Source organism: Kitasatospora sp. MBT66 (assembly GCF_000710405.2).
GTDB classification, from domain to species: Bacteria; Actinomycetota; Actinomycetes; order Streptomycetales; family Streptomycetaceae; genus Kitasatospora; species Kitasatospora purpeofusca.
Window position 1 is genome coordinate 724,828 of sequence record NZ_JAIY01000010.1, and the last position, 22,662, is coordinate 747,489.

The 22,662-nt window shown below is 72.7% G+C and carries 17 protein-coding genes; 6 read left to right on the forward strand and 11 right to left on the reverse strand.

What is annotated here, in order from left to right; genetic code table 11:
- The 5 genes from BI06_RS27955 to BI06_RS27975 all read right to left on the reverse strand — a co-directional run.
- Window positions 1-812 (reverse strand): ABC transporter permease (locus BI06_RS27955; protein WP_030391420.1); only part of this gene is annotated, 812 nt, incomplete at its 3' end.
- Window positions 809-1,807, reverse strand: coding sequence for an ABC transporter ATP-binding protein (locus tag BI06_RS27960; protein ID WP_030391421.1), 999 nt, complete (start codon window positions 1,805-1,807; stop codon window positions 809-811). The genes BI06_RS27960 and BI06_RS27955, both read right to left, overlap by 4 nt.
- A gap of 147 nt (window positions 1,808-1,954) precedes the next feature.
- The gene (locus tag BI06_RS27965; protein WP_043472356.1) at window positions 1,955-3,226 is read right to left on the reverse strand and encodes an NYN domain-containing protein; all 1,272 of its coding nucleotides are present in this window, start codon (window positions 3,224-3,226) and stop codon (window positions 1,955-1,957) included.
- Between the two features lie 241 nt (window positions 3,227-3,467).
- The gene (locus tag BI06_RS27970; RefSeq protein ID WP_030391423.1) at window positions 3,468-4,514 is read right to left on the reverse strand and encodes an aspartate-semialdehyde dehydrogenase; all 1,047 of its coding nucleotides are present in this window, start codon (window positions 4,512-4,514) and stop codon (window positions 3,468-3,470) included.
- Between the two features lie 108 nt (window positions 4,515-4,622).
- Window positions 4,623-5,513: a dihydrodipicolinate synthase family protein gene (locus BI06_RS27975; protein WP_043472358.1), complete on the reverse strand. Its 891-nt coding sequence runs from the start codon at window positions 5,511-5,513 to the stop codon at window positions 4,623-4,625.
- 72 nt (window positions 5,514-5,585) lie between these two features.
- Here BI06_RS27975 and BI06_RS27980 point away from each other — a divergent pair, with 72 nt between their 5' ends.
- Window positions 5,586-6,473 carry a LysR family transcriptional regulator gene (locus BI06_RS27980; protein ID WP_030391425.1) on the forward strand — a complete coding sequence of 296 codons (888 nt, stop codon included), beginning with the start codon at window positions 5,586-5,588 and terminating at the stop codon, window positions 6,471-6,473.
- Window positions 6,474-6,510: 37 nt separating this feature from the next.
- Here the strand turns inward: BI06_RS27980 and dnaE are convergent, their stop codons facing one another.
- Complete coding sequence (gene dnaE, locus BI06_RS27985) at window positions 6,511-10,080, reverse strand: DNA polymerase III subunit alpha (protein WP_051741988.1); 3,570 nt, start codon at window positions 10,078-10,080, stop codon at window positions 6,511-6,513.
- Window positions 10,081-10,271: 191 nt separating this feature from the next.
- On the opposite strand from dnaE, the gene BI06_RS27990 reads away from it, so the two are divergent.
- Complete coding sequence (locus tag BI06_RS27990) at window positions 10,272-11,600, forward strand: DUF2252 domain-containing protein (protein ID WP_043472360.1); 1,329 nt, start codon at window positions 10,272-10,274, stop codon at window positions 11,598-11,600.
- On the opposite strand, the gene BI06_RS27995 is transcribed toward BI06_RS27990, so the two are convergent.
- Both BI06_RS27995 and BI06_RS28000 read right to left on the reverse strand, forming a co-directional pair.
- Window positions 11,570-12,820 (reverse strand): hypothetical protein, encoded by a 1,251-nt coding sequence (locus tag BI06_RS27995; RefSeq protein ID WP_043472361.1) that lies wholly within the window; start codon window positions 12,818-12,820, stop codon window positions 11,570-11,572. The two genes, BI06_RS27990 and BI06_RS27995, sit on opposite strands and share 31 nt — an antisense overlap.
- A gap of 38 nt (window positions 12,821-12,858) precedes the next feature.
- Window positions 12,859-13,251: an ATP-binding protein gene (locus BI06_RS28000; RefSeq protein ID WP_051741990.1), complete on the reverse strand. Its 393-nt coding sequence runs from the start codon at window positions 13,249-13,251 to the stop codon at window positions 12,859-12,861.
- A gap of 164 nt (window positions 13,252-13,415) precedes the next feature.
- Here BI06_RS28000 and BI06_RS28005 point away from each other — a divergent pair, with 164 nt between their 5' ends.
- The 3 genes from BI06_RS28005 (at window position 13,416) to aspS (ending at window position 16,085) form a co-directional block, all read left to right on the forward strand.
- Window positions 13,416-14,291 (forward strand): helix-turn-helix transcriptional regulator, encoded by an 876-nt coding sequence (locus BI06_RS28005; RefSeq protein WP_043472363.1) that lies wholly within the window; start codon window positions 13,416-13,418, stop codon window positions 14,289-14,291.
- Window positions 14,288-14,515 carry a DUF397 domain-containing protein gene (locus tag BI06_RS28010; RefSeq protein WP_030391431.1) on the forward strand — a complete coding sequence of 76 codons (228 nt, stop codon included), beginning with the start codon at window positions 14,288-14,290 and terminating at the stop codon, window positions 14,513-14,515. Before BI06_RS28005 ends, BI06_RS28010 begins: the two co-directional genes overlap by 4 nt.
- Before the next feature lie 262 nt (window positions 14,516-14,777).
- The gene (gene aspS, locus BI06_RS28015; RefSeq protein ID WP_043472365.1) at window positions 14,778-16,085 is read left to right on the forward strand and encodes an aspartate--tRNA(Asn) ligase; all 1,308 of its coding nucleotides are present in this window, start codon (window positions 14,778-14,780) and stop codon (window positions 16,083-16,085) included.
- Between the two features lie 272 nt (window positions 16,086-16,357).
- On the opposite strand, the gene BI06_RS28020 is transcribed toward aspS, so the two are convergent.
- Complete coding sequence (locus BI06_RS28020) at window positions 16,358-16,942, reverse strand: dienelactone hydrolase family protein (RefSeq protein WP_043472367.1); 585 nt, start codon at window positions 16,940-16,942, stop codon at window positions 16,358-16,360.
- 193 nt (window positions 16,943-17,135) lie between these two features.
- Between BI06_RS28020 and BI06_RS28025 the strand changes: the two genes are divergently transcribed.
- Window positions 17,136-18,770 (forward strand): alkaline phosphatase, encoded by a 1,635-nt coding sequence (locus BI06_RS28025; protein ID WP_043472369.1) that lies wholly within the window; start codon window positions 17,136-17,138, stop codon window positions 18,768-18,770.
- A gap of 98 nt (window positions 18,771-18,868) precedes the next feature.
- Here the strand turns inward: BI06_RS28025 and BI06_RS28030 are convergent, their stop codons facing one another.
- Together BI06_RS28030 and BI06_RS28035 are read right to left on the reverse strand one after the other, a co-directional pair.
- Window positions 18,869-19,735, reverse strand: a complete 867-nt coding sequence (locus BI06_RS28030) for an ABC transporter permease (protein WP_051741992.1) — start codon at window positions 19,733-19,735, stop codon at window positions 18,869-18,871.
- Window positions 19,732-22,563: an alpha/beta fold hydrolase gene (locus BI06_RS28035; RefSeq protein ID WP_043472371.1), complete on the reverse strand. Its 2,832-nt coding sequence runs from the start codon at window positions 22,561-22,563 to the stop codon at window positions 19,732-19,734. Before BI06_RS28035 ends, BI06_RS28030 begins: the two co-directional genes overlap by 4 nt.
- Window positions 22,564-22,662: the final 99 nt, after the last annotated feature.

A 22,662-nucleotide genomic window follows, 5' to 3' on the forward strand; every position in this document is an offset into this window, starting at 1 on the left:
TAGCGGCGGGTCGCCCGCCGGTACGCCCAGGTGGCCACGGCCAGCGAGACCACGCCCACCCCCGCGCACACCCCGAGGTCCGCGACCACCGCCGCCCAGTCGGGGTCCGGCCGGAACGTCCGGGCGAACGCCTCCACCCCGTAGGTCGACGGCAGCAGGTCGCGCAGCCACAGCACCGGCTGCGGCAGGTGGTCGACCGGCAGGACGCCGAGCAGCAGCGCCGCCGACATGCCGAGCTGCCCCAGCATGGTGGCGATCTCCTGCCGGGGCGCGAGCAGCCCGCAGGCCGCGCCCAGCCCGGCCAGCGCCGCCCCGGCCAGCGGCACCACGGCGAGCAGCACCCACAGCTGCCCCAGCGGCAGTCCGAACATGACCGCGCCCGCGGCCGCCGTGACCAGCGCCCCCGGCAGGGTGAACGAGGCGAACGCGGCGGCCGCGCCGAGCACCACCGAGGCGGCCGGCACCGGCAGCGTCGCGTAGTGGTCCAGGCCGCCGCTGGCCCGCAGCCGCCCGAAGTACTGGGCGAGCAGGTTGAGCGCCACGAAGGCGACCACCAGCACGCTGGAGCCGGCCACCACGTACTGGGCGGCCGAGGTCTGCCCGGAGTCGACGACGCCGCGCATCATCACCAGGATGCCGAGCGACTGGAAGGTGGCCACGAACAGCAGCGGGATCCGCGCCACCCTGGCCCGGGCGAGCTGCGCCCGGTAGACGGCCGCGAGGGCGGGCAGCAGCCGGGCGGCGGGGGCGAGCGGAGCGGGTCCGCCGGCCGCGGCCGGGGTGGTCCGCGGCGGTGCCGAGAGCAGCGTCACTTGGCCAGTCCTCCGTGGCGGCCGCCCAGCTTGAGGTACGCGTCCTCGAGGCTCGGGGTGGCCAGGGTGAAGTCGTCCAGGGCGGCGAACGCCGGGCCGGTGGTGACGGCCGAGACCAGTTCGCGGGCCTGCTCGGGAGTGGTGCGGACGGTCCAGCGGCGGCCGGTGCGCTCGGCCCGCTCGGCCAGCGCCGCCACGGCGGGGACGCCCAGCGGCGCCTCGTCCCGCCAGACCAGGTCGAGCCGGACGTCGCCGTCGACCAGCGCCTTGAGCCCGCCGGGGGTGTCGCAGGCGATCACCCGGCCCTCGTCGATCACGGCGACCCGGTCCAGTACGGTCTCCGCCTCGATCACGTTGTGGGTGACCAGCAGCACGGTGGTGGAGCGTTCGGCCCGGCGGCGCTCGACCGCCGACCAGACGGCCCGCCGGGCGACCGGGTCCATGCCGGTGGTCGGCTCGTCGAGGACGAGCAGCGGCCGGTCGCCGACCAGGGTGGCGGCGAAGCAGGCGAGCCTGCGCTGCCCGCCGGAGAGCTTGGCGAGCGGCCGGTGGGCGAGCGGTTCCAGGCCCAGTTCGGTGATCACCGCGTCCGTCGCCGCCCGGGCCCCGGTCCGGGTGAGGCCGCGCAGCCGCCCGGTGGTCTCGGCGGCGAGGGCGACGGTCAGCTCGTCGAGCGCGGTGGACTCCTGGCCGAGGTAGCCGAGCAGCCGGGCGGCCCGTTCGGGGTGCCGGACCACGTCGTGGCCGAGGATCTCGATACTGCCGGAGTCGGGCCGCAGCAGGCCGGTGAGCTGGCGGACCAGGGTGGACTTGCCCGCGCCGTTGGGTCCGAGCAGGCCGAAGATCTCGCCCTGCCGCACGGTCAGGCTGATGCCGTCGTTGGCCCGGACCGTCTCGGCGGCGCCGCCGCGCCCGGCGCGGTACGTCCTCACCAGGTCCCGTACGGCGCAGCACGGCGCGGTGTCCTGGGGTGCCCGCCCGGCCGACTCGCTCACGACCGAAGACTCTACGCGGTGCAACCGGCGAACCGGACAACGGGGCCCGTTCCGCCCCGGTCCCGGTCGCCCGCCGGGGTCGGCCGCCGGCCGCGGCCGGGTTCCCGCCGGGGTCGATCACCGACCGCAGCCGGGTTCCCGCCCGGTTCAGTCGTCGACCACGATCAGGTTCCCGCCGGGGACCCGGGTGGCGAGCTCCTTCCAGAACCCGGCCCGGATCGCGTACCGGTCGTGCTCGTCGATCTGGTCGTCCTTGTGCGCGAGCAGCCCGAACCGGGCGGCGTAGCGCAGCAGCTCGCCGTCGACCCGGTGCGGGATCCGGGGGTAGTCGGGCCACAGCACGGTGAGCCGTTCGACGTCGCCGGCCCGGGTGGTCCAGCGGCGGGCGAAGACCTGGCCGACCTCGTGGGCGTCGCCGCCGATGGAGGTGATGTCCTCCTCGCGGTCGGCCCAGCGCTGCTCGGCCGTGGTGAGCTGGGCGAGGGTGGGCAGGCCGTCCCCGGCGGTGACGGCGGGCTCCTGGGCGGGCCGTTCGATCCAGCCCCGGTCCGATGACCAGCGCAGCACCGGGCCGCTCTGGTGGCGGTCGGCGGCGGTGGCCTGCCGGTCGGCGCTGCGTCCGGCGAGGTCCTTGGGGGTGGGGACGACCTTGAGTCCGACGGCGGAGGCCGGCTGGGGGCGTCCGTCGGCGACCGGGCCGGCGGCGACCGAGGCGACGGCCGCCGCGGCTGGCGCCCCGGCGGCGGGACGGCCGGGCACCGGCTCGGCGGGCAGCGGGCCGGGCAGTCCGGCCGGGGGCGCGGCGGGCGGGGCCGCGAGGATCTTGGCGATGTCGTGCCGGGCGCCGGGGGCGGGGAACACGCTGGAGGTGTCGCGCAGGCTGAACGATCCTTCGATCCACTCGCGGTCCAGCACCCGGCGTTCGTCGGCCTCGCCGACCAGGTCCTCGGACTGGTTGAAGTCGCCGTCGGCGGCCTGGAGCGCCCAGAGGTGGACGACCACGCCGTGCTCCTTGGCGGACATCATGCCGGGCAGCAGGTCCCCGTCGCCGGTGATCAGCACGACGTCGGCGCAGGCCCGGTTGCGGGCGAGTTCGGAGAGTTCGGCGTGCATCGCGGCGTCGACGCCCTTCTGCACCCAGCGGCCCTCGGCCCGGGTGAGCGCGCCGAGCCGCACGGTGACCCGGGGCAGTACCCGCAGCCTCCGGTGCTCGGGCATCGGGCGGCGCTCGGGCGCGGCGTCGAACCAGTAGATCCGCAGCAGCGGGAGGCCGGTCTCGGCCTCGGCGCGTTCGCGCAGGGCGGCGATCAGCGCGATGTGGTCGACGGTGACCTTGGAGCGGGACGGGTCACCGGCGAGCAGGCTGGCGGCGGCGCCCAGCAGGTATCCGGCATCCACGAGGACGACACAGCGGTCCATCGCGCACCTCTTTCCGCTCGCCCTCGGGGTGGGGGCTCCGCCGGGCCGACGGTGCCGGGGTGGGCGCGCTCCGCCCGGCGGCCGGGCGGGGTGGGGTGAGGGGGTGCCCGCTGCCGCCCGATCGTTGGGTCACCTTTTCCCACTGACCCGCCCGCCGAACCTCGGGCTCCGCCGCTGTCCCGCGACAGGCCGAAGGGCCCCGTCCGGTCGTGGACGGGGCCCTTCGGCGGGATGCGGCAGGTCAGCCCCGGAGCTCGGCGGCGACCAGCTCGGCCAGCTGGACGGCGTTGAGCGCGGCGCCCTTGCGCAGGTTGTCGTTGGAGACGAAGAGCGACAGGCCGTTCTCGACCGTCTCGTCGACCCGGATCCGGCCGACGTAGCTCGGGTCCTGGCCGGCGGCCTGGAGCGGGGTGGGGATCTCGCTCAGCTCGACGCCGGGGGCGCCGGTGAGCAGCTCGACCGCGCGCTCGGGGCTGATCGGGCGCTCGAAGCGGGCGTTGATCTGCAGCGAGTGGCCGGAGAAGACCGGGACGCGCACGCAGGTGCCGGCCACCTTGAGCTCGGGGATGCCGAGGATCTTGCGGCTCTCGTGGCGGAGCTTCTGCTCCTCGTCGGTCTCGTTGGAGCCGTCCTCGACGATCGAGCCGGCCAGCGGGACGACGTTGAAGGCGATCGGGCGCTTGTAGACCTTGGGCTCGGGGAACTCGACCGAGGAGCCGTCGTGGGCGAGCGCGGCCGCGCCGTCGACGACCTTGGCGGCCTGCTCCTGGAGCTCGGCCACGCCGGCCACGCCGCTGCCGGAGACGGCCTGGTAGGTGGAGACGACCAGGGCGGCGAGGCCGGCCTCGTCGTGCAGCGGGCGCAGCACCGGCATGGCGGCCATGGTGGTGCAGTTCGGGTTGGCGACGATGCCCTTGGGGCGGTCGGCGATGGCCTGCGGGTTGACCTCGGAGACGACCAGCGGGACCTCGGGGTCGCGGCGCCAGGCGGAGGAGTTGTCGATGACGACGGCGCCCGCGGCGGCGGCCTTGGGGGCGAGCTCCTTGGAGGTGGAGCCGCCGGCGGAGAAGATCACGATGTCCAGGCCGGTGTAGTCGGCCGTGGCCGCGTCCTCGACGGTGATCTCGGTGCCCTGCCAGGGCAGGGTGCGCCCGGCCGAACGCGCCGAGGCGAACAGCCGCAGCTGCTCCACCGGGCCGACGCCGCCCGGGAGGTCCGCGCGCTGCGCCAGGATCTCGCGGACCACGCCGCCGACCTGACCGGTGGCCCCGACAATGCCGATCTTCATCCGTCTGCTCCTCTTGATGTCGCCGTTCGATGTCGCCGTGCACGGCCGCACTCCGCCCATCATGCCTTGTCACGGGCGTCGGACAGCCGGATATTCCACCCTGTGGTCTCAGTGGTCCAGACCACTGAGCAGTTCCAGCGCCCGCTCGACCTCCGCCGGCCCGGCCGGCAGCAGCGGCAGCCGCACGTCCGGCGTCGGGATCCGCCCCTGGGCGTGCAGCACCCCCTTGACCACCGCCGGGTTCGGCGCCGCGAAGGCCGCCACCGCCAGCCCGGCCAGCCGGTGGCCCAGCACCCGGGCCCGGGCCGCGTCCCCGGCCCGCCACGCCTCGGCCAGCTCGACCCAGTGGGCGGTGGCCAGGTGGGCGGAGGCCAGGATGCCGCCGGCCGCGCCCAGCGCGAGCAGCGGCGCGAGCACCGCGTCGTCCCCGCCCAGCACCGAGAACCCGGCCGGAGCGGACGCCAGCAGCTCCACCACCGCCTGGTCCACCCCGCCGGTCGCGTACTTCACCCCCACCACCCCGGGCAGCGCGGCCAGTTCCAGCAGCGCGGCACCCGACAGCTGCTGCCCGGTCCGGTAGGGGATGTGGTAGAAGACCAGCGGCACCGAGCTGGCCTCGGCCAGGGCCCGGAAGTGCGCCACCGTCCCGGCCTCGCCCGGCCGGACGAACGACGGCACGGTGACCAGCGCGCCCGCCACCCCCGGCACCCGCCCGGCCAGCCCGGCCAGCTCCTCGGCGGCCAGGGCGGTGCCCGGCCCGCCCGCGCCGACCAGCAGCGGCACGCCCCGGTCGGCGCAGAGCGCCGCGCAGACGCCGATCACCGCCTGCCGTTCGTCCGCCGTCAGCGCGGCCGGCTCACCGGTGGTGCCGAGCGCGACCAGACCGGCCGCGCCCTCGTCCAGCAGCGAGCCGGCCAGCTTCTCCAGCGCGTCCAGCGCCACCGAGCCGTCGGCCGCGAACGGGGTGACCAGGGGGACGAGAATGCCCTTGAGTTCCATGGCCACGATCCTGCGGCCGGGCGAACCCCCAGGTCCAGTTCATGTTTCCGACGCTTCTCGTAAGCTGGGCCGATGCTCGACGTCCGACGCCTGCGCCTGCTGCGCGAACTCGCCCACCTCGGCACCATCGCCGCCGTCGCCGAGGCGCTCAGCTTCAGCGCCTCGGCGGTGTCCCAGCAGCTGTCCGTGCTGGAGAAGGAGGCCGGCGTCCCGCTGCTCGAACGCACCGGCCGCCGGGTCGTCCTCACCCCCGCCGGACGCAACCTGGTCCGGCACGCGGAGGCCGTGCTCGAACGGCTGGAGCAGGCGGGCGCCGAACTCGCCCACGCCCGCGAGGGCCTGGCCGGACCGCTGCGGATCGGCACCTACCCGTCGGCGGCCCGCGCGATCGTCCCGGCCGTGCTCGCCGAACTCGCCGGCTGGCACCCGGGGCTGGAGCCGATGGTGACCGAGGTCGACCCGGCCGAGGTCGCGGCGGCGCTGCGGGCCGGCGAGCTGGACGTCGCCCTGGTGCACGAGTACGACCTGGTCCCGGCCGACCCGGAACCCGGCCTGGCGGTGACCCGGCCCGTCTTCACCGAACCGATGTACCTCGCCGCCCGCGCCCCCGGCACCGTCGCCGACCAGCGCGCCGAACCGTGGATCCTCTCCCCGCCCGGCACCCTGTGCCACAGCATGGCCGTCCGTGCCTGCGAGAGCGCCGGCTTCGCGCCCCGGATCCGGCACCGGATCGACGACTTCGCCACCGTGCTCGCCCTGGTGGCGGCCGGTCAGGGCGTGGCGCTGGTCCCGCACCTCGGCATCGACCGGCCCCCGCCCGGGGTCGTCCTCACCCGGCTGCCGATGTACCGCCGCACCCGCGCCGCCTTCCGCGCCGGCGCCGGGGCCCACCCGGCGATCTCCGCCTTCGTCTCCGCCCTGCACACGGCCGTCCCGGCCCCGCTGCGCAACTCCGCCTGAGCCGGGGGCGCCCGGCCCGGGCGCCCCCGCCGCAGCGTCAGCCCGCCGCGCCGCCCGGCCCGTTGGCGGCCCCGTTGGCGGCCAGACAGCTCGGCCCGAGCAGCTGCTTGAGGTCGCCGAACAGCGCCGGGTCCGACTTCACCCGGTGCCGGTCCAGCCGCAGCAGCGTCGTCCGGTGCTCCTCCTCCAGCCGGACCCGGACCTCCGTCGTCCCCCGGTGGCTGCTCAGCACCTCGCCGAGCCGCGCCACCAGCGGCGGCGTCACCTTGCCGTCCGGGATGATGATGACGATCGGCGGCTCGGCGTGCGCGTTCGACAGGTCGGGGGCGCTCAGCTCCATCCCCATCAGCCGCGGCACGTCCTCCCGCTTGTCCACCTTGCCCCGGACGAACACCACCGCGTCCTCGACCAGTTGCGAGGACACCAGCTGGTAGCTGGCCGGGAAGAACATGCAGTCGATCGAGCCCGCGAGGTCCTCGACCGTCGCGATCGCCCAGGCGTTGCCCTGCTTGGTCATCTTCCGCTGGAGGCCCGAGATGATGCCGCCGATGGTGACGAACGACCCGTCCGGCCGCTCGGCGAGCTCCGCCACCGCGCAGTCCGCCTTCTCCGCGAGCACGTGCTCGATGCCGTGCAGCGGGTGCGAGGAGACGTACAGGCCCAGCATCTCCCGCTCCTGGGCGAGCAGGAAGGACTTCTCCCACTCCTCCTCGGAGAAGACGACGTCCAGCCCGAAGGTCGGCTCGTCGCTGGTCGCGTCGCCGCCGAAGAGGTCGAACTGCCCCTCGGCCTCCTTGCGCTTGATGCCCACCACGTTGTCGATCATCGGCTCGAACTCCGCGCTCAGGCCCTTGCGGGTGTGCCCGAGCGAGTCGAAGGAACCGGCCTTGATCAGCGATTCGACGGTCCGCTTGTTGCAGACCACCGACTCCACCTTGTCCAGGAAGTCCGGGAAGGAGGTGAACTTCCCCTTGGCCCTCCTGGTCCGGATCATCGACTCCACGACCGGCCCGCCGACGTTGCGGATCGCGGTCAGGCCGAACCGCACCGTGGTGTCCCCGTGCGGGGTGAAGTCCGCGTCCGACTCGTTGACGTCCGGCGGCAGGACGTTGATGCCCATCTTGCGGCACTCGTTGAGGTAGACCGCCGACTTGTCCTTGTCGTCCTTGACCGAGGTCAGCAGGCCCGACATGTACTCGGCCGGGAAGTTGGCCTTGAGGTACGCCGTCCAGTACGAGACCAGCCCGTACCCCGCCGTGTGCGCCTTGTTGAACGCGTAGCCGGAGAAGGGGACGAGGACGTCCCACACCGCCTGGATCGCCGCGTCCGAGTAGCCGCGCTCCCGGCACCCCTTCTGGAACGGGACGAACTCCGCCTCCAGGATCTCCTTCTTCTTCTTGCCCATCGCCCGGCGCAGCAGGTCGGCCTGGCCGAGCGAGTAGCCGGCCAGGATCTGCGCCGCCTTCTGCACCTGCTCCTGGTAGACGATCAGGCCGTAGGTGGGCCGGAGCACCTCCTCCAGGGGCGCCTCAAGCTCCGGGTGGATCGGGGTGATCTCCTGCTGGCCGTTCTTGCGCAGCGCGTAGTTCGTGTGGGAGTTGACGCCCATCGGGCCGGGCCGGTACAGCGCCAGTACGGCGGAGATGTCCTCGAAGTTGTCGGGCTTCATCAGCCGCAGCAGCGAGCGCATCGGACCGCCGTCGAGCTGGAAGACGCCGAGCGTGTCGCCCCGGGCCAGCAGTTCGTAGGTCGGCTTGTCGTCCAGGGGCAGCTCAAGAAGATTGATCTTGATGCCCTTGTTCTTCTCGATCGCCTTGACGGCGTCGTCCATGATCGTCAGGTTGCGCAGGCCGAGGAAGTCCATCTTGAGAAGGCCGAGGCCCTCACAGGTGGGGTAGTCGAACTGCGTGATGGTGACGCCGTCGGTGTGCCGGGTCCAGACCGGGATGTGGTCGGTCAGCGGCTCGGCGGACATGATGACGCCCGCCGCGTGCACACCGGGCTGGCGGATCAGGCCCTCGATGCCGCGCGCGGTGTCGATCACCTTCCGCACGTCGGGGTCGTTCTCGTACAGCCCGCGGATCTCCCCCGCCTCGCTGTAGCGCGGGTGGCTGCTGTCCGTGATGCCGGACAGCGGGATGCCCTTGCCCATGACGTCCGGCGGCATCGCCTTGGTGATCCGGTCACCCATCGCGTAGGGGTAGCCGAGGACCCGCGAGGAGTCCTTGATGGCGGCCTTCGCCTTGATGGTGCCGTAGGTCACGATCATGGCGACCTTGTCGGATCCCCACTTCTCGGTCACGTACCGGATCACGTCGCCGCGCCGGCGCTCGTCGAAGTCGATGTCGACATCGGGCATGGAGATGCGCTCGGGGTTGAGGAAGCGCTCGAAGATCAGACCGTGCGGGATCGGGTCCAGGTCGGTGATGCCCATGGCGTACGCGACCAGCGAGCCGGCCGCCGAGCCGCGGCCGGGGCCCACTGCGATGCCCTGCCCCTTCGCCCACATGATGAAGTCCGCGACCACGAGGAAGTACGCCGGGAACCCCATCTGCACGATGGTGTCCATCTCGTACTCGGCGAGCTTGCGGTGCTCCTCGTCGTACCCGTTCGGGAAGCGCCACTCCATGCCCTGCCAGACCTGCGACCGGAAGAACTCCGCCTCGGACTCGAAGCCCTCCGGGATCGGGAAGCGCGGCATCAGATTGCGGAACTCGAACATGCCCGCGGTGTCGACCCGCGAGGCCACCAGCAGCTGGCTGTTGCGGCAGCCCTCCTGCCAGGCGTCCGACTGGTCCAGCGCGTACATCTCGGCGGCCGACTTGATGTAGTAGCCGGTGCCGTCGAACCGGAAGCGGTCCGGGTCGGAGAGGTTCTTGCCGGTCTGCACGCAGAGCAGCAGGTCGTGCGCGCCCGCGTCGGCCTCGGTGGTGTAGTGCGAGTCGTTGGTGACCACCGGCGGGATCCCGAGCTTGCGCCCGATCTCGATCAGCCCGTCCCGGACCCGCTTCTCGATGTCGAGACCGTGGTCCATCAGCTCCAGGAAGTAGTTCTCCCGGCCGAAGATCTCCTGGTACTCGCCGGCCGACCGCAGCGCCTCGTCGAACTGCCCCAGGCGCAGCCGGGTCTGCACCTCACCGGACGGGCAGCCGGTGGTCGCCATCAGGCCGCCGGAGAGCTCGGAGATCAGCTCCTTGTCCATCCGCGGCCACTTGACCAACCAGCCCTCGGAGTACGAGCGCGAGGTCAGCTTGAAGAGGTTGTGCAGGCCCTCCTTGTTCCGGGCCCAGATGGTCTTGTGGGTGTAGGCGCCGGACGCCGAGACGTCGTCCCGCTTCTGGTGCGGCTGGCCCCACAGGATCCGCTTGGTGTTCGAACGGGACTCCGGGGCGACGTACGCCTCGATCCCGATCACCGGGGTGATGCCCGCGCCGGTGGCCTGCTTGTGGAACTCGGCGGCGCCGTACATGTTGCCGTGGTCGGTCATCGCGACATGGGTCTGCCCGAGCCGCTCGACCTCCTTGAACATCTGCTTCAGCCGGGCTGCGCCGTCCAGCATCGAGTACTCGGTGTGGACGTGCAGGTGCGCGAACGGCTGATCGCTCAAGGCGGGGCCTCCGTAGGCTCGTACTGGCAGCTGGGGAGCCGGTGAACGCGCAGGTCACAGAGGACGCCCGGAAACAATTGCGGCCCGAGCCACTCACCGGGCCCGGACCAGCACTCACACGTTCACGCTCCTACTCTAGCCTCCTGAGGCTGCCCTGTTACCGGCCACCCGCCGAGCCCGAAGGATCCCGAATGTCGCAACCGCCGACCCCCGCCACCGACCGTGCCGAGACCATCCTCGGCGTCTTCGACACGGCCTTCGGCGACCTCCTCGCCCAGGACCCGGCGGCGTTCCGGGTGAAGTTCCGCAAGATGGCCGCCTCCGCGTTCGCCTTCTACCGGGGCACCGCCGCCCTCTACTACGCGGACCTCACCACCGCCCCGTTCGATTCCTACGGCGCGTCCTTCCTCGACGACCGCACCGGCCGGGTCTGGATCCACGGCGACCTCCACGCGGAGAACTTCGGCACCTACCTCAACGCCGAGGGCCGGCTCGTCTTCAACGTCAACGACTTCGACGAGGCCTACGTCGGCGCCTTCACCTGGGACGTCCAGCGGCTCGCCGCCTCGCTCGCCCTGATCGGCTACGCCAAGGCCCTGTCGGACACCACCATCACCGAGCTGGTCACCGCCTTCGCCGAGGCGTACCGGGCCCGGATCGCCGCCCACGTCACCTCCGGCGACGCCGACCCGTACACCCTGGACACCGCCACCGGCCCGATCCTCGACACGCTCCGGAAGGCCCGGCTGCAGACCCGGGTCTCCCTGCTCGACGGCGACACGGTGGTCGAGGACTACGACCGCCGCTTCCGCCTCGGCGGCGGCGCGTTCGAACTGGACGAGGCCACCAAGGCCGAGGTCCTCGCCGCCTTCGAGCGGTACCTCGCCACCCTGCCGCCCTCCTCCCGGGTCAGCCCCACCGCCCTGCGGGTCAAGGACGTGGTCGGCCGCCGGGGCATCGGCATCGGCTCGGCGGGGCTGCCCTCCTACAACGTCCTCCTCGAAGGGCACACCGACGCCCTCGAGAACGACGTGATCATCTACATGAAGCAGGGCCAGACCCCGGCCGTGTCGCATCACGTCACCGACCCCGCCATCGCCGGCTACTTCGAGCACGAGGGCCACCGCACGGTGATCTCCCAGCGCGCCCTCCAGTCCCACAGCGACCCGTGGCTCGGGTACACCACGCTGCGGGGCCGGGGCCAGCTGGTCGCCGAGGTGTCGCCGTACGCGACCGACCTCGACTGGCGGGACCTCAACGAAGTCCCCGACCTGCTCGCCGTCACCCGCTACCTGGGCCGCGCCACCGCCACCATGCACGCGGCGGCGGACGAGTCGTCCAGCGGCCACACCCTGGTCCCGTTCTCCACCGAGCACGCGATCCACGAGGCCGTCACCCGCGACGAGGCGGGCTTCACGGCGATGCTGGTCGACTTCGCCCACGCCTACGGCGCCCGCGCCCGCGCCGACCACCAGCTCTTCGTCGACCTCTACCGCAACGGCCGCATCCCGGGCCTGTAGGACTGCCCGGTCAGGGCCGCCAGCCGCTCGCGCGCGGCGGCCCTGACCGCGGGCTCCTCCAACTCGTCGTCCCTGAGGTACTCCAACCTCCCCCGCACCTCGGGTTGATCCGGAGCCCGCTCGACCCCCAACAACCGGGCGTCGTCCTCACAGTCCCAAAGACACTCCACGTACACCGACTCCAACCCCGTCGGGTCGATCTCCCCCAACGCCTCCAGATAGCTCACCCGCTCGTAGGAGTGCGGAGTCCACAGCCAGAACCGCCTGAGCAGCGACACCGCCCCCCGCGCCTCGGCGCCGAACCGCGCCAACCCGTCGGCCGTCCGCTTCGGCCCGCACCACCGCCGCTCCACCCAGTCCCGCTCCAGGTCCGCGACGAGTACGGGGATGTCCTCGGCCTCCCCGCACTCGGCCAGCACACTGAGGCCCCGCAGCCGCAACCACTCCGGCTCCGTCACCGCGGCCCACTCCCGCGCGGCGGGCACCGCCAGCGCCCCGAGCTTGTCGACCACCCCGATCAGCGGCCACAGCATGTACTTCCCGTCCGCCGTACCCAGCGACGGCACCAACGGGATCACCCCGGGCTCCGGCCCCCGGTCGTCCAGTACATCGAGCGCGGCGGTCCTCCGCTCCTTCGACTCCCCGGGGTCCGCCAGCAGCTCCAGGAGCCCGGCGCTGTCGACCTCCGCCAACGGCTTCGGCCCCCGGGGCCCGCGCACCGGACGCGGCCCGGCCAGCCCCCACCGGTCCCACGGATCGGCCCACAACTCCGCCCGGTCCCGGTCGCCCAGCCGCTCGCGGGCCGTGCCCTCCAGGTCGTCCCACCACTCCACCGGCCACCGGTGCGCCATCTCCTCCAGCGCGGCGACCCAGTGCTCCCCCTCCTCCGCGTATGCCCGCAATACCTCCCGGGCCTCCCCCGACCCGTCCAGCGCCAGCAGCGCCAGCACTCGGGCGGCCCGCTCGCTCGACTCCTCCCCCGCGCCGAGCCCCTCCGCCACCGGCCCGAGCGGCAATTCCAAGTCCCGCACCAGCCGGGCCAGATACAGCGCCCGCTGATCCACGGAGTCCCACCGCCAGTCCCACCGGATGCACCCGTGGACCAGCTCGGCAGCAGCGGCCGGATCCTCGGCGGCCATCCGCGCCCCGAGCCCCCGCCCCCGCTGCACCAACCCGATCAACGACCCCGCCGGCGCATACCGCCCGTCACTCATCACCATCCCCCCATCCTCCCCCGGGACGTTCAGCAGCCGGACACCTACACCAAGGCGCAGACCACCTTCCCCTCCGGCAACGGCTCCCACCACCAGCACCGCGCCAACTGCCGCAGCATGACGAGCCCCCGCCCGTGCTCCCCCGGCTCCCGCCACACCCGCCGCCCGAAGAACCCCGGGTGCGAATCACTGACCCGGATCACCACGGCACCCGCCTCGGCCACCTGGATCCCGACACCGACGACCTGCCCGCCGGCATGCGAGACCGCGTTGGTCACCAGCTCGGTGACCACCAGCTCCACTTCGAGCGGATCGGCAAGCTCGATGCCCCATGCTCTGATCTCGGCCACCGTTCTGTGCCGCACGTAGCCGACGGCTTCGTCCCGCGAGGGAACAACCCATGAGACCTGTCGGGATTCGGTCCTGATGGACGGCACCGGATGCCTCCTATGAGATCACGCACCGACACGAGCCGCGACGATGCCCTCACGTATCGCTACCTCCGGCAGCATGCCTCGGCGCTCTCAAGGTGGGCAATATGCCCAGTAGATTTTCCCCCATTCGAGTTGCTCAAGGGTCTCCAGGTGGCACACTGCTGCCCATGGCATGGAAGAGGAACCCGGCACCACCATCGGTGTACCGACGTCAGCTCTCCGCTCGCTTCAAGGAGTTGAGAGCGCAGGCCGGCCTGACGCTGACCGAGGTGTCCGCCGTGGTGGAGGTCAGCCAGGGCTCGCTGAGCCGCATCGAGAACGGCGACCGTGGGACAACCCCGGTGCTCGCGAAGGCTCTTCTGGACTGCTACGGCATAACCGACCCTGCAGCCCGCGAGGACATCCTCGACCTGGTCCGCGCCGACGCGGCTCAGCGGCAACCGTGGTGGAGGAAGTACTCCGCCGTCATCAACACGACGAAGTACGGCGGCTACCTGGCCCTGGAGTCCAGCGCGAACTCCCTCCGGACCTACGAAACCGAACTCGTTCCCGGCCTCCTGCAGACCGAGGAGTACGCCCGGCAGGTCATCGCCAACATGCGCTTCGACCTCACTCCGCAGCAGATCGAAGCCCTCGTCGAGGTACGAATGGGCCGCCGCGACCTGCTGGAGGGCGAGAACGCCATCAAGCTGTGGGCCGTGATCGACGAAGCAGCGCTTCACCGGATTCCGGAACCCGCCGTACTCTGCGGCCAACTCGAGCACCTGCTCGCCATGGCAGAGCGGACGAACATCACCGTGCAGTTCCTGCCCTTCAGCGCGGGACTCCACCCCGGCCTCGACGGCCCGTTCGTTCTGATGGGCTTTCCCGACCCCAACCCGGAGGTCGTGTGGATGGAGAATGGCCCCAACTCGGTGTACTTCGAGGGTGCGGACGAGGTCGACCACTACACCGAGGTCTTCGACCACCTGCGAGCGCGCGCTCTCGGCCCGCCCGAGACCCATGCCCACCTGACCGGCCTGCTCAAGGAGAAGCGCACGTGATCAACAAGCCCAACCCCGCCGAGCTCGACTTCTCCGATGTCATCTGGGAGAAGTCCCCGTTCAGCGGCGGCAGCGACAACTGCGTGGAGTTCGGCGTGATCGGCCAGTTCATCGCCATCCGCGACTCCAAGACCCCGACGCAGACCCCACTCGTCTACACCCGCGCCGAAATCGCCGCCCTCCTGGACGGCGCGAAGTCCGGCGCCTTCGACCACCTGCGCTGAACCCACTCCCACGGCCGCCTTCGTCGCACACGACGAAGGCGGCCGAAGTCTTCCCGCATGTCCCGCCCATGCGGAGGAACCACCTCCACGGGCAAGCCGGTTCCCCCGGCCTGCCGGGCTCGGGGTCGCTGGATCGCGACGGGCGTTAATCCGGAGGCACCCGCGCGACCCCTCCGGTTATCGTGGCGCCAGTCCCCGGGCGGCCGTCTACCGCCCGACCCAGTGGCGCGACCAACGCGCCCGCAATCAGGGAGTTGCCGTCATGACGCGTACCCTCGTCGCAGAACTTTCCAGCCACCTCGACGGGACGGTCACCGTCTACGGCTGGATCAACACCCTCCGCCTCCAGCGGCGCATGCAGTTCGTGCTGGTCCGCGACCACACCGGCCTCGTCCAGGTCACCCATGCCCGGGGCGGCGAGGGCGACGGGATCGAGGCGGCCTTCGAGAGCGTCACCACCGAGTCCGCCGTGAAGATCACCGGCAAGGTCGTCGGCAACCCCCACGTCAAGCTCGGCGGGCTGGAGATCGTCCCCGAGCGCGTCGAGGTCGTGTCGCGCGCCGAGCCGAAGCTGCCCATCGACGAGCACACCGGGCTGGACCAGCGGCTCGACTGGCGTTTCCTCGACGTCCGCAGGCCCTCGCAGCAGCTGGTGTTCGCCGTCCAGACCACAGTCGAGCAGGCCATGCGCGAGGTCACCGCCGAGGAGGGCTTCACCGAGCTCCACACCCCGAAGCTCATGGGCACCGCCTCCGAGTCCGGGGCGGAGGTCTTCAAGGTCGACTACTTCGACCGCACCGCCTACCTCGCGCAGTCCCCGCAGTTCTACAAGCAGATGGCCATCGCGGGCGGCATCGACAAGGTCTTCGAGATCGGCCCGGTCTTCCGTGCCGAGCCGTCCTTCACCTCCCGCCACGCCACCGAGTTCACCGGCGTCGACGCCGAACTCGCCTGGATCGACGGCGTGGAGGACGTCATGGCCTTCGAGGAACGGCTCCTGCGACGCGTCCTCCAGCGGGTCTCGGCGCGCCACGGCGACGCCGTCGCCGAGCACTTCGGTGCCCGGGTCACCGTCCCCGAGCAGCCGTTCCCGCGCGTCACGATGGCCGACGCCCTCACCAGGCTCCGGGCCACCGGCTGGGACCCCGAGGGCGTCAAGGAGGACCTCGACCCCGAGGGCGAGCGCAGGCTCTCCGCCCTCGTCGCCGAGGAGACCGGGCACGAGTTCGTGTTCGTCACCCGCTTCCCCGCTTCGGTCCGCCCCTTCTACCACCTGCGGCCCGAGGACGACCCCACTGTCACCGAGTCCTTCGACCTGCTGTGGAAGGGTGTCGAGATCACCACCGGCGCCCAGCGCGAGCACCGTCACGAGCGCCTCGTCGCCCAGGCCCGCGAGAAGGGCATGGACACCGGGCCGCTCGCCGGCTACCTCGACTGCTTCCGCTTCGGCACCCCGCCCCACGGCGGATTCGGCCTGGGTCTCGGCAGGCTGCTGATGCTGCTGCTCGACGCCCCCAGCATCCGCGAGGTCACGTTCCTGTTCCGCGGCCCGCACCGTCTGGAGCCGTGAGCCCTGAGCCGGGGCAGACCGGCGCCGAGCCTCGCGCAGGAAGTCGGCCACGCCGACTTCCTGCGCAACAGGCACCACGGACTAGGTCCTCTCTTTCGGATCACGTCGGACGAGCGGGCGTTGTTGGAGTGCGTGCATCGGCGGTGCGGAGGAGGAAGTCCATGCGGTGGGGGCACCTCCCGGCCGGAGGCTGGGGGCCATCGGCGACGACGACAAGCCGGCGAGGTGCGTGCTCCGGCGGCGACCGCCTGGCGTGATCCGAAAGAGAGGACCTACGCCGCGTCCAGCTCCGCCAGGAAGTCCAGCGCGACCGCCCAGGTCTGCTCCGCCGCCTCCGCGTCGTAGTCCGGCAGCTCCGGGTCGGTGAAGAGGTGGCCGGCGCCCCGGTAGCGGTGCACCTCCACGTCCGCGCCGGCCTTGCGCATCCCCAGGTACCAGGCGTTCAGCCAGTCCTCCGACTCGAACGGGTCCGGCTCGGCCACGTGCAGCTGGACCGGGATCGCGGTGGCGGCGTCCTCGCGGATGTCCGAGGTGCCGTGCAGGAGCAGCAGACCGACGGCCTTCTCGTCGGCGAGCGCGAGGTTCTGGGCGAGCGAGCCACCGAGCGAGAGGCCGGCGTAGACGAGCGGTGTCCCGGCGCCCAGCAGCGGGGCCGCGGCCCCGACGGCCCGGCGCAGCAGTTCGTCGCTGCCGATCTCCTCCTTGTGGGCCATGGCCTCCTCGACGTCGTCGAAGGTCCGCCCGTCGAAGAAGTCGGGGGTGTGCACGGTGTGCCCGGCGGCGCGCAGCCGGTCGGCGGCGGCGTGGACCGCAGGGCGCAGGCCGTACACGGAGTGGAGGAGCAGGACGTGTGCCACGGGCGGGACTTCCTTGCGACGGGGGCCGGAACAGCCTCCCATCATCGCGCATGTCCGCCGGGTGACCGCGCCCACCCGGCGGGGTGGCGGGACGTCACGTCGCGGTGAAGCGACAACGAACAGTCAGTTCAGCATATGGAACACTGCATTACCCGCCGGTAGCCTGTCCGCCGTGACTGACCTTGTCAATGACATGACCGCCGCCCGCCCCCACCGACGCCAGGTGCTCAAGGCCACCGCCGTCGTCGCGGGCGCCGCCGCCCTGCCGCTCGCCCTCGGCGCCTCCGCCCAGGCCGCCACCGCCCCGCAGTTCCTCCACGGCGTCGCCTCGGGCGACCCGCTGCCCGACGGCATCCTGCTCTGGACCCGGGTCACCCCGGCCCCCGAGGCGGTGCCCGGCTCCGGCCTCGGCGCCGGCACCGAGGTCCGCTGGGAGATAGCCGCCGACAAGGGCTTCACCCGGATCGCCGCGAGCGGCACCGTGACCAGCGACGCCGCCACCGACCACACCGTCAAGGTCGACGTCCGCGGCCTCACCCCGGACAGCGCCTACTGGTACCGCTTCACCGCCGGCGCGACCGTCTCCCCCGTCGGCCGCACCCACACCACCCCGACCGCCGACGCCGCCCTCGACCGGCTCCGCTTCGGCGTCGCCTCCTGCGCCAACTGGGAGGCCGGCTACTTCTCCGCGTACCGCCACCTGGCGGCCCGCGGCGACCTCGACGCCTTCCTCTTCCTCGGCGACTACATCTACGAGTACAAGAGCGGCGAGTTCTGCGCCCGCGGCTCCGTGGTCCGCCCGCACGCCCCCGCCCACGAGATCCTCAGCCTCGCCGACTACCGCACCCGGCACGGCCGCTACAAGACGGACGAGGACCTCCAGGCGCTGCACGCGCAGATCCCGACCATCGCGATCTGGGACGACCACGAGTTCGCCAACGACGCCTGGTCCGGCGGCGCCGAGAACCACACCCCGGGCACCGAGGGCGACTGGACGGCCCGGATGGCCGCCGCCAAGCAGGCCTACTTCGAGTGGATGCCGGTCCGCCCGTCCATCGCCGGCACCACCTACCGCCGGCTGCGCTACGGCAAGCTCGCCGACCTGCACCTGATGGACCAGCGCTCGTTCCGCTCCCAGCAGGTCAAGGTCGGCAACGGCGACGTCGACTCGGCCGACCGCACCCTCACCGGCCGCGCCCAGATGGACTGGCTGAAGTCCGGCCTCGCCGCCTCCGACACCGCCTGGCGCCTGATCGGCAACGAGGTGATGATCTCCCCGGTCGCCCTCTTCTCGCTGCCGGACTACCTGCTGCGCCCGCTGGCCAAGCTGCTCGGCCTGCCCGGCGAGGGCCTGGCCGTCAACACCGACCAGTGGGACGGCTACACCCACGACCGCCGCGAGCTGCTCGGCCACCTGAAGTCGAACGGCATCACCAACACCGTCTTCCTCACCGGCGACATCCACTCCGCCTGGGCCTCGGACGTCCCCGAGGAGGCCGCCACCTACCCGCTGTCGGGCAGCGTCGCCACCGAGTTCGTGGTCACCTCGGTCACCTCGGACAACGTCGACGACTTCCTCAAGGTCGCGCCGCAGACCCTCTCGCTGGTCGCCGCCGCCGCGATCAAGGGCGCCAACCGCCACGTCCAGTGGGTCGACCTCGACTCCCACGGCTACGGCGTCCTCGAGGTCACCCCGGCCCAGACCCAGATGGACTACTACGTCCTCTCCGACCGGACCCGCAAGGACGCCACCACCAAGTGGTCGCGCTCCTACCGCACCAGGTCCGGCACCCAGCAGGTCGAGCGGGTCTACTCCCCCGTCAAGTAGCCCCGGAGCGGTCCCGCGAACGACGGACCCCGCCCGCCGTCCCCCGGCGGGCGGGGTCCGCCTCTCCCACGCCTCCCGAACCGCGCTACCGAACCGCGCTACGACACCACGTCCTTGCGCGCGAAGCCCCGGAACGCGAGCGCCAGCAGCACCACCGCGTAGGACAGCGACAGCGAGACCCCCTGCAGCATCCCGCCCCACTCCATCCGCGGCTGCAGCGCGTCCGCCCACGCCCACTGCCAGTGCGCCGGCAGCCAGGCCCGCAGGTCGCCCAGCGCGGTGATGGCGTCCAGCACCCCGGCGACGATCGAGGCGAACACCGCCCCGCCGACCGCCCCCAGCGGCGCGTCCGTGGCGGTCGAGAGCCAGAACGCCAGCGCCGCGATCACCACCTCGCTCAGGAACACGAACGCCACCGCGACCGCCAGCCGGGGCAGCGCCTCGCCTGCGGTCAGACTCGCCCCGGCCGGCAGCCGCAGGTCGCCCCAGCCGTACGCCGCCGTGCCGACCGCCAGCCCGACCAGCGGCAGCAGCACCACCGCCGCCGCCGAGAACAGCAGCCCGACCAGGAACTTGCGCATCAGCAGCCGCGCCCGCGGCACCGGCGCGGCCAGCAGGTACCGCAGCGAGGACCAGCTGGCCTCCGAGGCCACCGTGTCGCCGCAGAACAGCGCGACCGGGATCACCAGCATGAAGCCGGTGCCCATGAAAAGCATGGTGGTCGCGAAGTTCGGCCCGGACGAGGTCGCGAGCTCGATGAACGTGGTCCGGTCGGCCCGCCCGGGCGTCCCGGCCACCGCGAACGCCGCCAGCACCACCAGCGGCATCGCGGCCAGCACCCCGCCGATCACCATCGTGCGGCGCCGCCGCAGCTGGCGGACCACCTCGACCCGGAACGGCAGGGTCCGTCCGGGCCGGTAGCCGGCCGCGTGATCGGCCGACACCTCAGCAACCGCGGCACTCACGCCGTACCTCCGATCAGCGACAGGAACGCGTCCTCCAGCCGGCGCTGCGGCCCGGCCGACTCCACCGGCACCCCGAGCCGCACCAGCTCGGCCAGCAGCCTGCTCGCCGCCATGCCGTCCAGCCCGACCAGCAGCCCGCCCTCCACGGCCTCCGCCGTGCCGACCCCGTCCAGCGCGGCGACCTTGTCGGCCGCCGCCGCCAGCTCCACCGCGTCGTACGACGCCCCGGTGCCGATCAGCAGCTGCGTGCCCGCGCCGACGATCTCCGCGACCGCGCCCGTGGTGACCAGCCGGCCCCGGTCCATCACCACCAGGTCGGTGCAGCTCTGCTCGACCTCGGCCAGCAGGTGGCTGGAGACGATGACGGTCCGCCCGGCCGCCGCGTACCGGATCATCACCTCGCGCATCTCGCGGATCTGCGGCGGGTCGAGCCCGTTGGTCGGCTCGTCGAGGATCAACAGGTCCGGCAGCCCCAGCATGGCCTGGGCGATCGCCAGCCGCTGCCGCATGCCCTGCGAGTAGGTGCGCACCGCCCGGTCCAGCGCCTCGCCGAGCCCGGCGATGGCCAGCGCCTCGTCCAGGTGGGCGTCGGCCTCCGGACGGCCGGTGGCCTGCCAGTAGAGCCGCAGGTTGGCCCGCCCGGTGAGGTGCGGCAGGAAGCCGGCACCCTCGACGAAGGCGCCGACCCGGGAGAGCACGGGTGCCCCGGGCCGGATCAGATGGCCGAAGATCCTGATCTCGCCGGCGTCAGGCCGGATCAGCCCCATCAGCATCCGCAGCGTGGTGGTCTTCCCGGCGCCGTTCGGGCCGAGCAGGCCGAGCACCTGGCCCCGTTCCACCCGGAAGCCCAGCTCGCGGACGGCGTACCGGTCGGCGGCGCCCTTGTAGCGCTTGCTCAGACCGGTGATCACCAGCGGCACCCCGGCGAGCTCCGGGTCGTACGCGGGTCCGTGCGCGCGCCGCCCGGCCCTGGCCGCCCGCAGCCGCGGCACCAGCACCAGCCCGGCGGCCAGCGCGAGCGCGACCAGCGGCAGCAACCAGGTCCGGTTCGGCAGCGGCGCGGCCTCGGTGACCAGCCCGTCGACGGTGGGCAGGACGACCGGCCCGGTGACGGCCGCCCGGTAGGTGGCCGGCTCGACCGGCGAGGCGTAGGCGAGGTCGGTGGAGGCGAGCACCAGCCGCAGCCGGTGCCCGGCGTCGAAGGTGTGGTCGACGGTGGGCAGCGCCACGGTGACGCTCCGGCCGTCGGGGGCGTCCGCCCCGGTCACCCGCAGCGGGGCGGACAGCTGCTGCGGCAGGCTCTGCTTGCCGTCGGGGGCGACGTCGTACAGCTTGGCGAAGAGCACCGCGTCCGGCCGGTCGGCCCGGACCTTGACCGGCACCGTCGGCTGCCCGGTCAGGTGGACCGAGGAGTCCAGCGGCGCCGACTCGAAGGTGGCGAACTGGCCGGGGAAGTCCAGCGCGAGACCCGCGCCCAGCGCGGACGCCTGGCCGAGCAGGCCGCCGAGGCCGGGCACGGCGGAGATGTTGGACGGCGCGCCGCCCGGCGGGTTGGCGAAGGCCTGCTCGGGAGCGCCGTCCGGGGCCTTCAGCTCGAACTGCCGCGAGCCGGTGCCGCCGAGGCCGGGGTAGCTGTCGGCGGTGGCGCCGCGCAGCACCGCCTGGAAGCCGGTCGAGTCGACCCCGCCGGTCCGGGTCACCCGGAACGCCGCGCCGGTACCGGCCGCGCCGTCGCCCGCGCCCCCGGCACCCTTCAGATAGCGGTCGAACCAGGCCGTGACCCGGTCGTCCACCCGGTCGCTGGTGTCGGTCGCGCCGTCGTGCCCGCCCGCGAACCAGTCCACCGCCACCGGGGCGCCGTTGGCGGCCACCGCCTTGGCGATCGCGTCACCCTGGTCGAGCGGGAACAGCGAGTCCTGCTGGCCCTGGACCACCAGCGTGGGCACCTTGAGCCGGTCCGCGACCGAGGAGGGGCTGGACCGGTCGAGCAGGGCCACGGCCTCCGGATCGGCGTGCCCGGCGGTCGCCACCCGGTCGTACATCCGGCACAGCTCGTCCAGGAACCGCCCGCAGCCGACCTGCCCGTCGCCCTGCTCGGGGGCGAGGGCCGGACGCGCCGCGCCGCCGGACGGGCCGAGCTCGCCCACCGAACCGGTGGTGAAGAAGATCCCGGACCACAGCTTCTTGAACACGCCGTCGACCGCGCCCGAGCCGCGCACCCCCTGCGGGAACAGCGCGTCGGCCAGGTTCCACCAGGTGATCGCACTGGCCACGGCGTCGATCCGCCCGTCGTACGCGGAGCCGAGCAGCGCCACCGCGCCGCCGTAGGAGGCGCCGGTGATGCCCACCCGGGGGTCGCCGGGCCCGTCCAGCTGGACCTCGGGGCGCTGCGCCAGCCAGTCGACCAGGTGCTTGACGTCCTCGACCTCGCGGTCCGGCGCGTTCAGCCCGATCTTCCCGCCGGAGCGGCCGAAGCCGCGCGCCGACCAGGTCAGCACCGCGTACCCCTGCCGGGCGAGCTTCTGGGCGCGCTCCCGCTCGCCCTCCTTGGAGCCGCCGAAGCCGTGCCCGAGCAGGACGGCGGGGCGCGGGCTGCTGCCGGTGGTGAAGAAGGAGGTGTCGAGCTGGACGATCTGCGAGCTGCCGGGGGTCTCGGCCATCGCGAGGAAGCGGTCCTCCTGGCGGACGGGCTGTTCGCCCCCGGCGGCTACGGCCGCGGCCGCTCCGACCCCGACGACGGCCGTCAGGGCCACCGCCCCGGCCACCAGTCTCCGTCCGGCGACCGTCCCACGGCCTCGCCACCGGCGCCACGCCCCACCGAGCTCCATGGGCGTGATCGTAGTCGCCCCCGGAGTAGGCGTCCGATAAGAACAGCGGCCGCACGGCACCCGGGAACGCGCGAACCCCCGGGAGCTCTCCCGGGGGCC

Bases quoted from the DNA above. Each gene is read 5' to 3' on its own strand.
- BI06_RS27965 (WP_043472356.1), bottom strand. From the start codon at position 3,226: ATGGACCGCTGTGTCGTCCTCGTGGATGCCGGATACCTGCTGGGCGCC.
- BI06_RS27970 (WP_030391423.1), bottom strand. From the start codon at position 4,514: ATGAAGATCGGCATTGTCGGGGCCACCGGTCAGGTCGGCGGCGTGGTC.
- BI06_RS27975 (WP_043472358.1), bottom strand. From the start codon at position 5,513: ATGGAACTCAAGGGCATTCTCGTCCCCCTGGTCACCCCGTTCGCGGCC.
- BI06_RS27980 (WP_030391425.1), top strand. From the start codon at position 5,586: ATGCTCGACGTCCGACGCCTGCGCCTGCTGCGCGAACTCGCCCACCTC.
- BI06_RS27990 (WP_043472360.1), top strand. From the start codon at position 10,272: ATGTCGCAACCGCCGACCCCCGCCACCGACCGTGCCGAGACCATCCTC.
- BI06_RS27995 (WP_043472361.1), bottom strand. From the start codon at position 12,820: ATGGTGATGAGTGACGGGCGGTATGCGCCGGCGGGGTCGTTGATCGGG.
- BI06_RS28005 (WP_043472363.1), top strand. From the start codon at position 13,416: ATGGCATGGAAGAGGAACCCGGCACCACCATCGGTGTACCGACGTCAG.
- aspS (WP_043472365.1), top strand. From the start codon at position 14,778: ATGACGCGTACCCTCGTCGCAGAACTTTCCAGCCACCTCGACGGGACG.
- BI06_RS28025 (WP_043472369.1), top strand. From the start codon at position 17,136: ATGACCGCCGCCCGCCCCCACCGACGCCAGGTGCTCAAGGCCACCGCC.
- BI06_RS28035 (WP_043472371.1), bottom strand. From the start codon at position 22,563: ATGGAGCTCGGTGGGGCGTGGCGCCGGTGGCGAGGCCGTGGGACGGTC.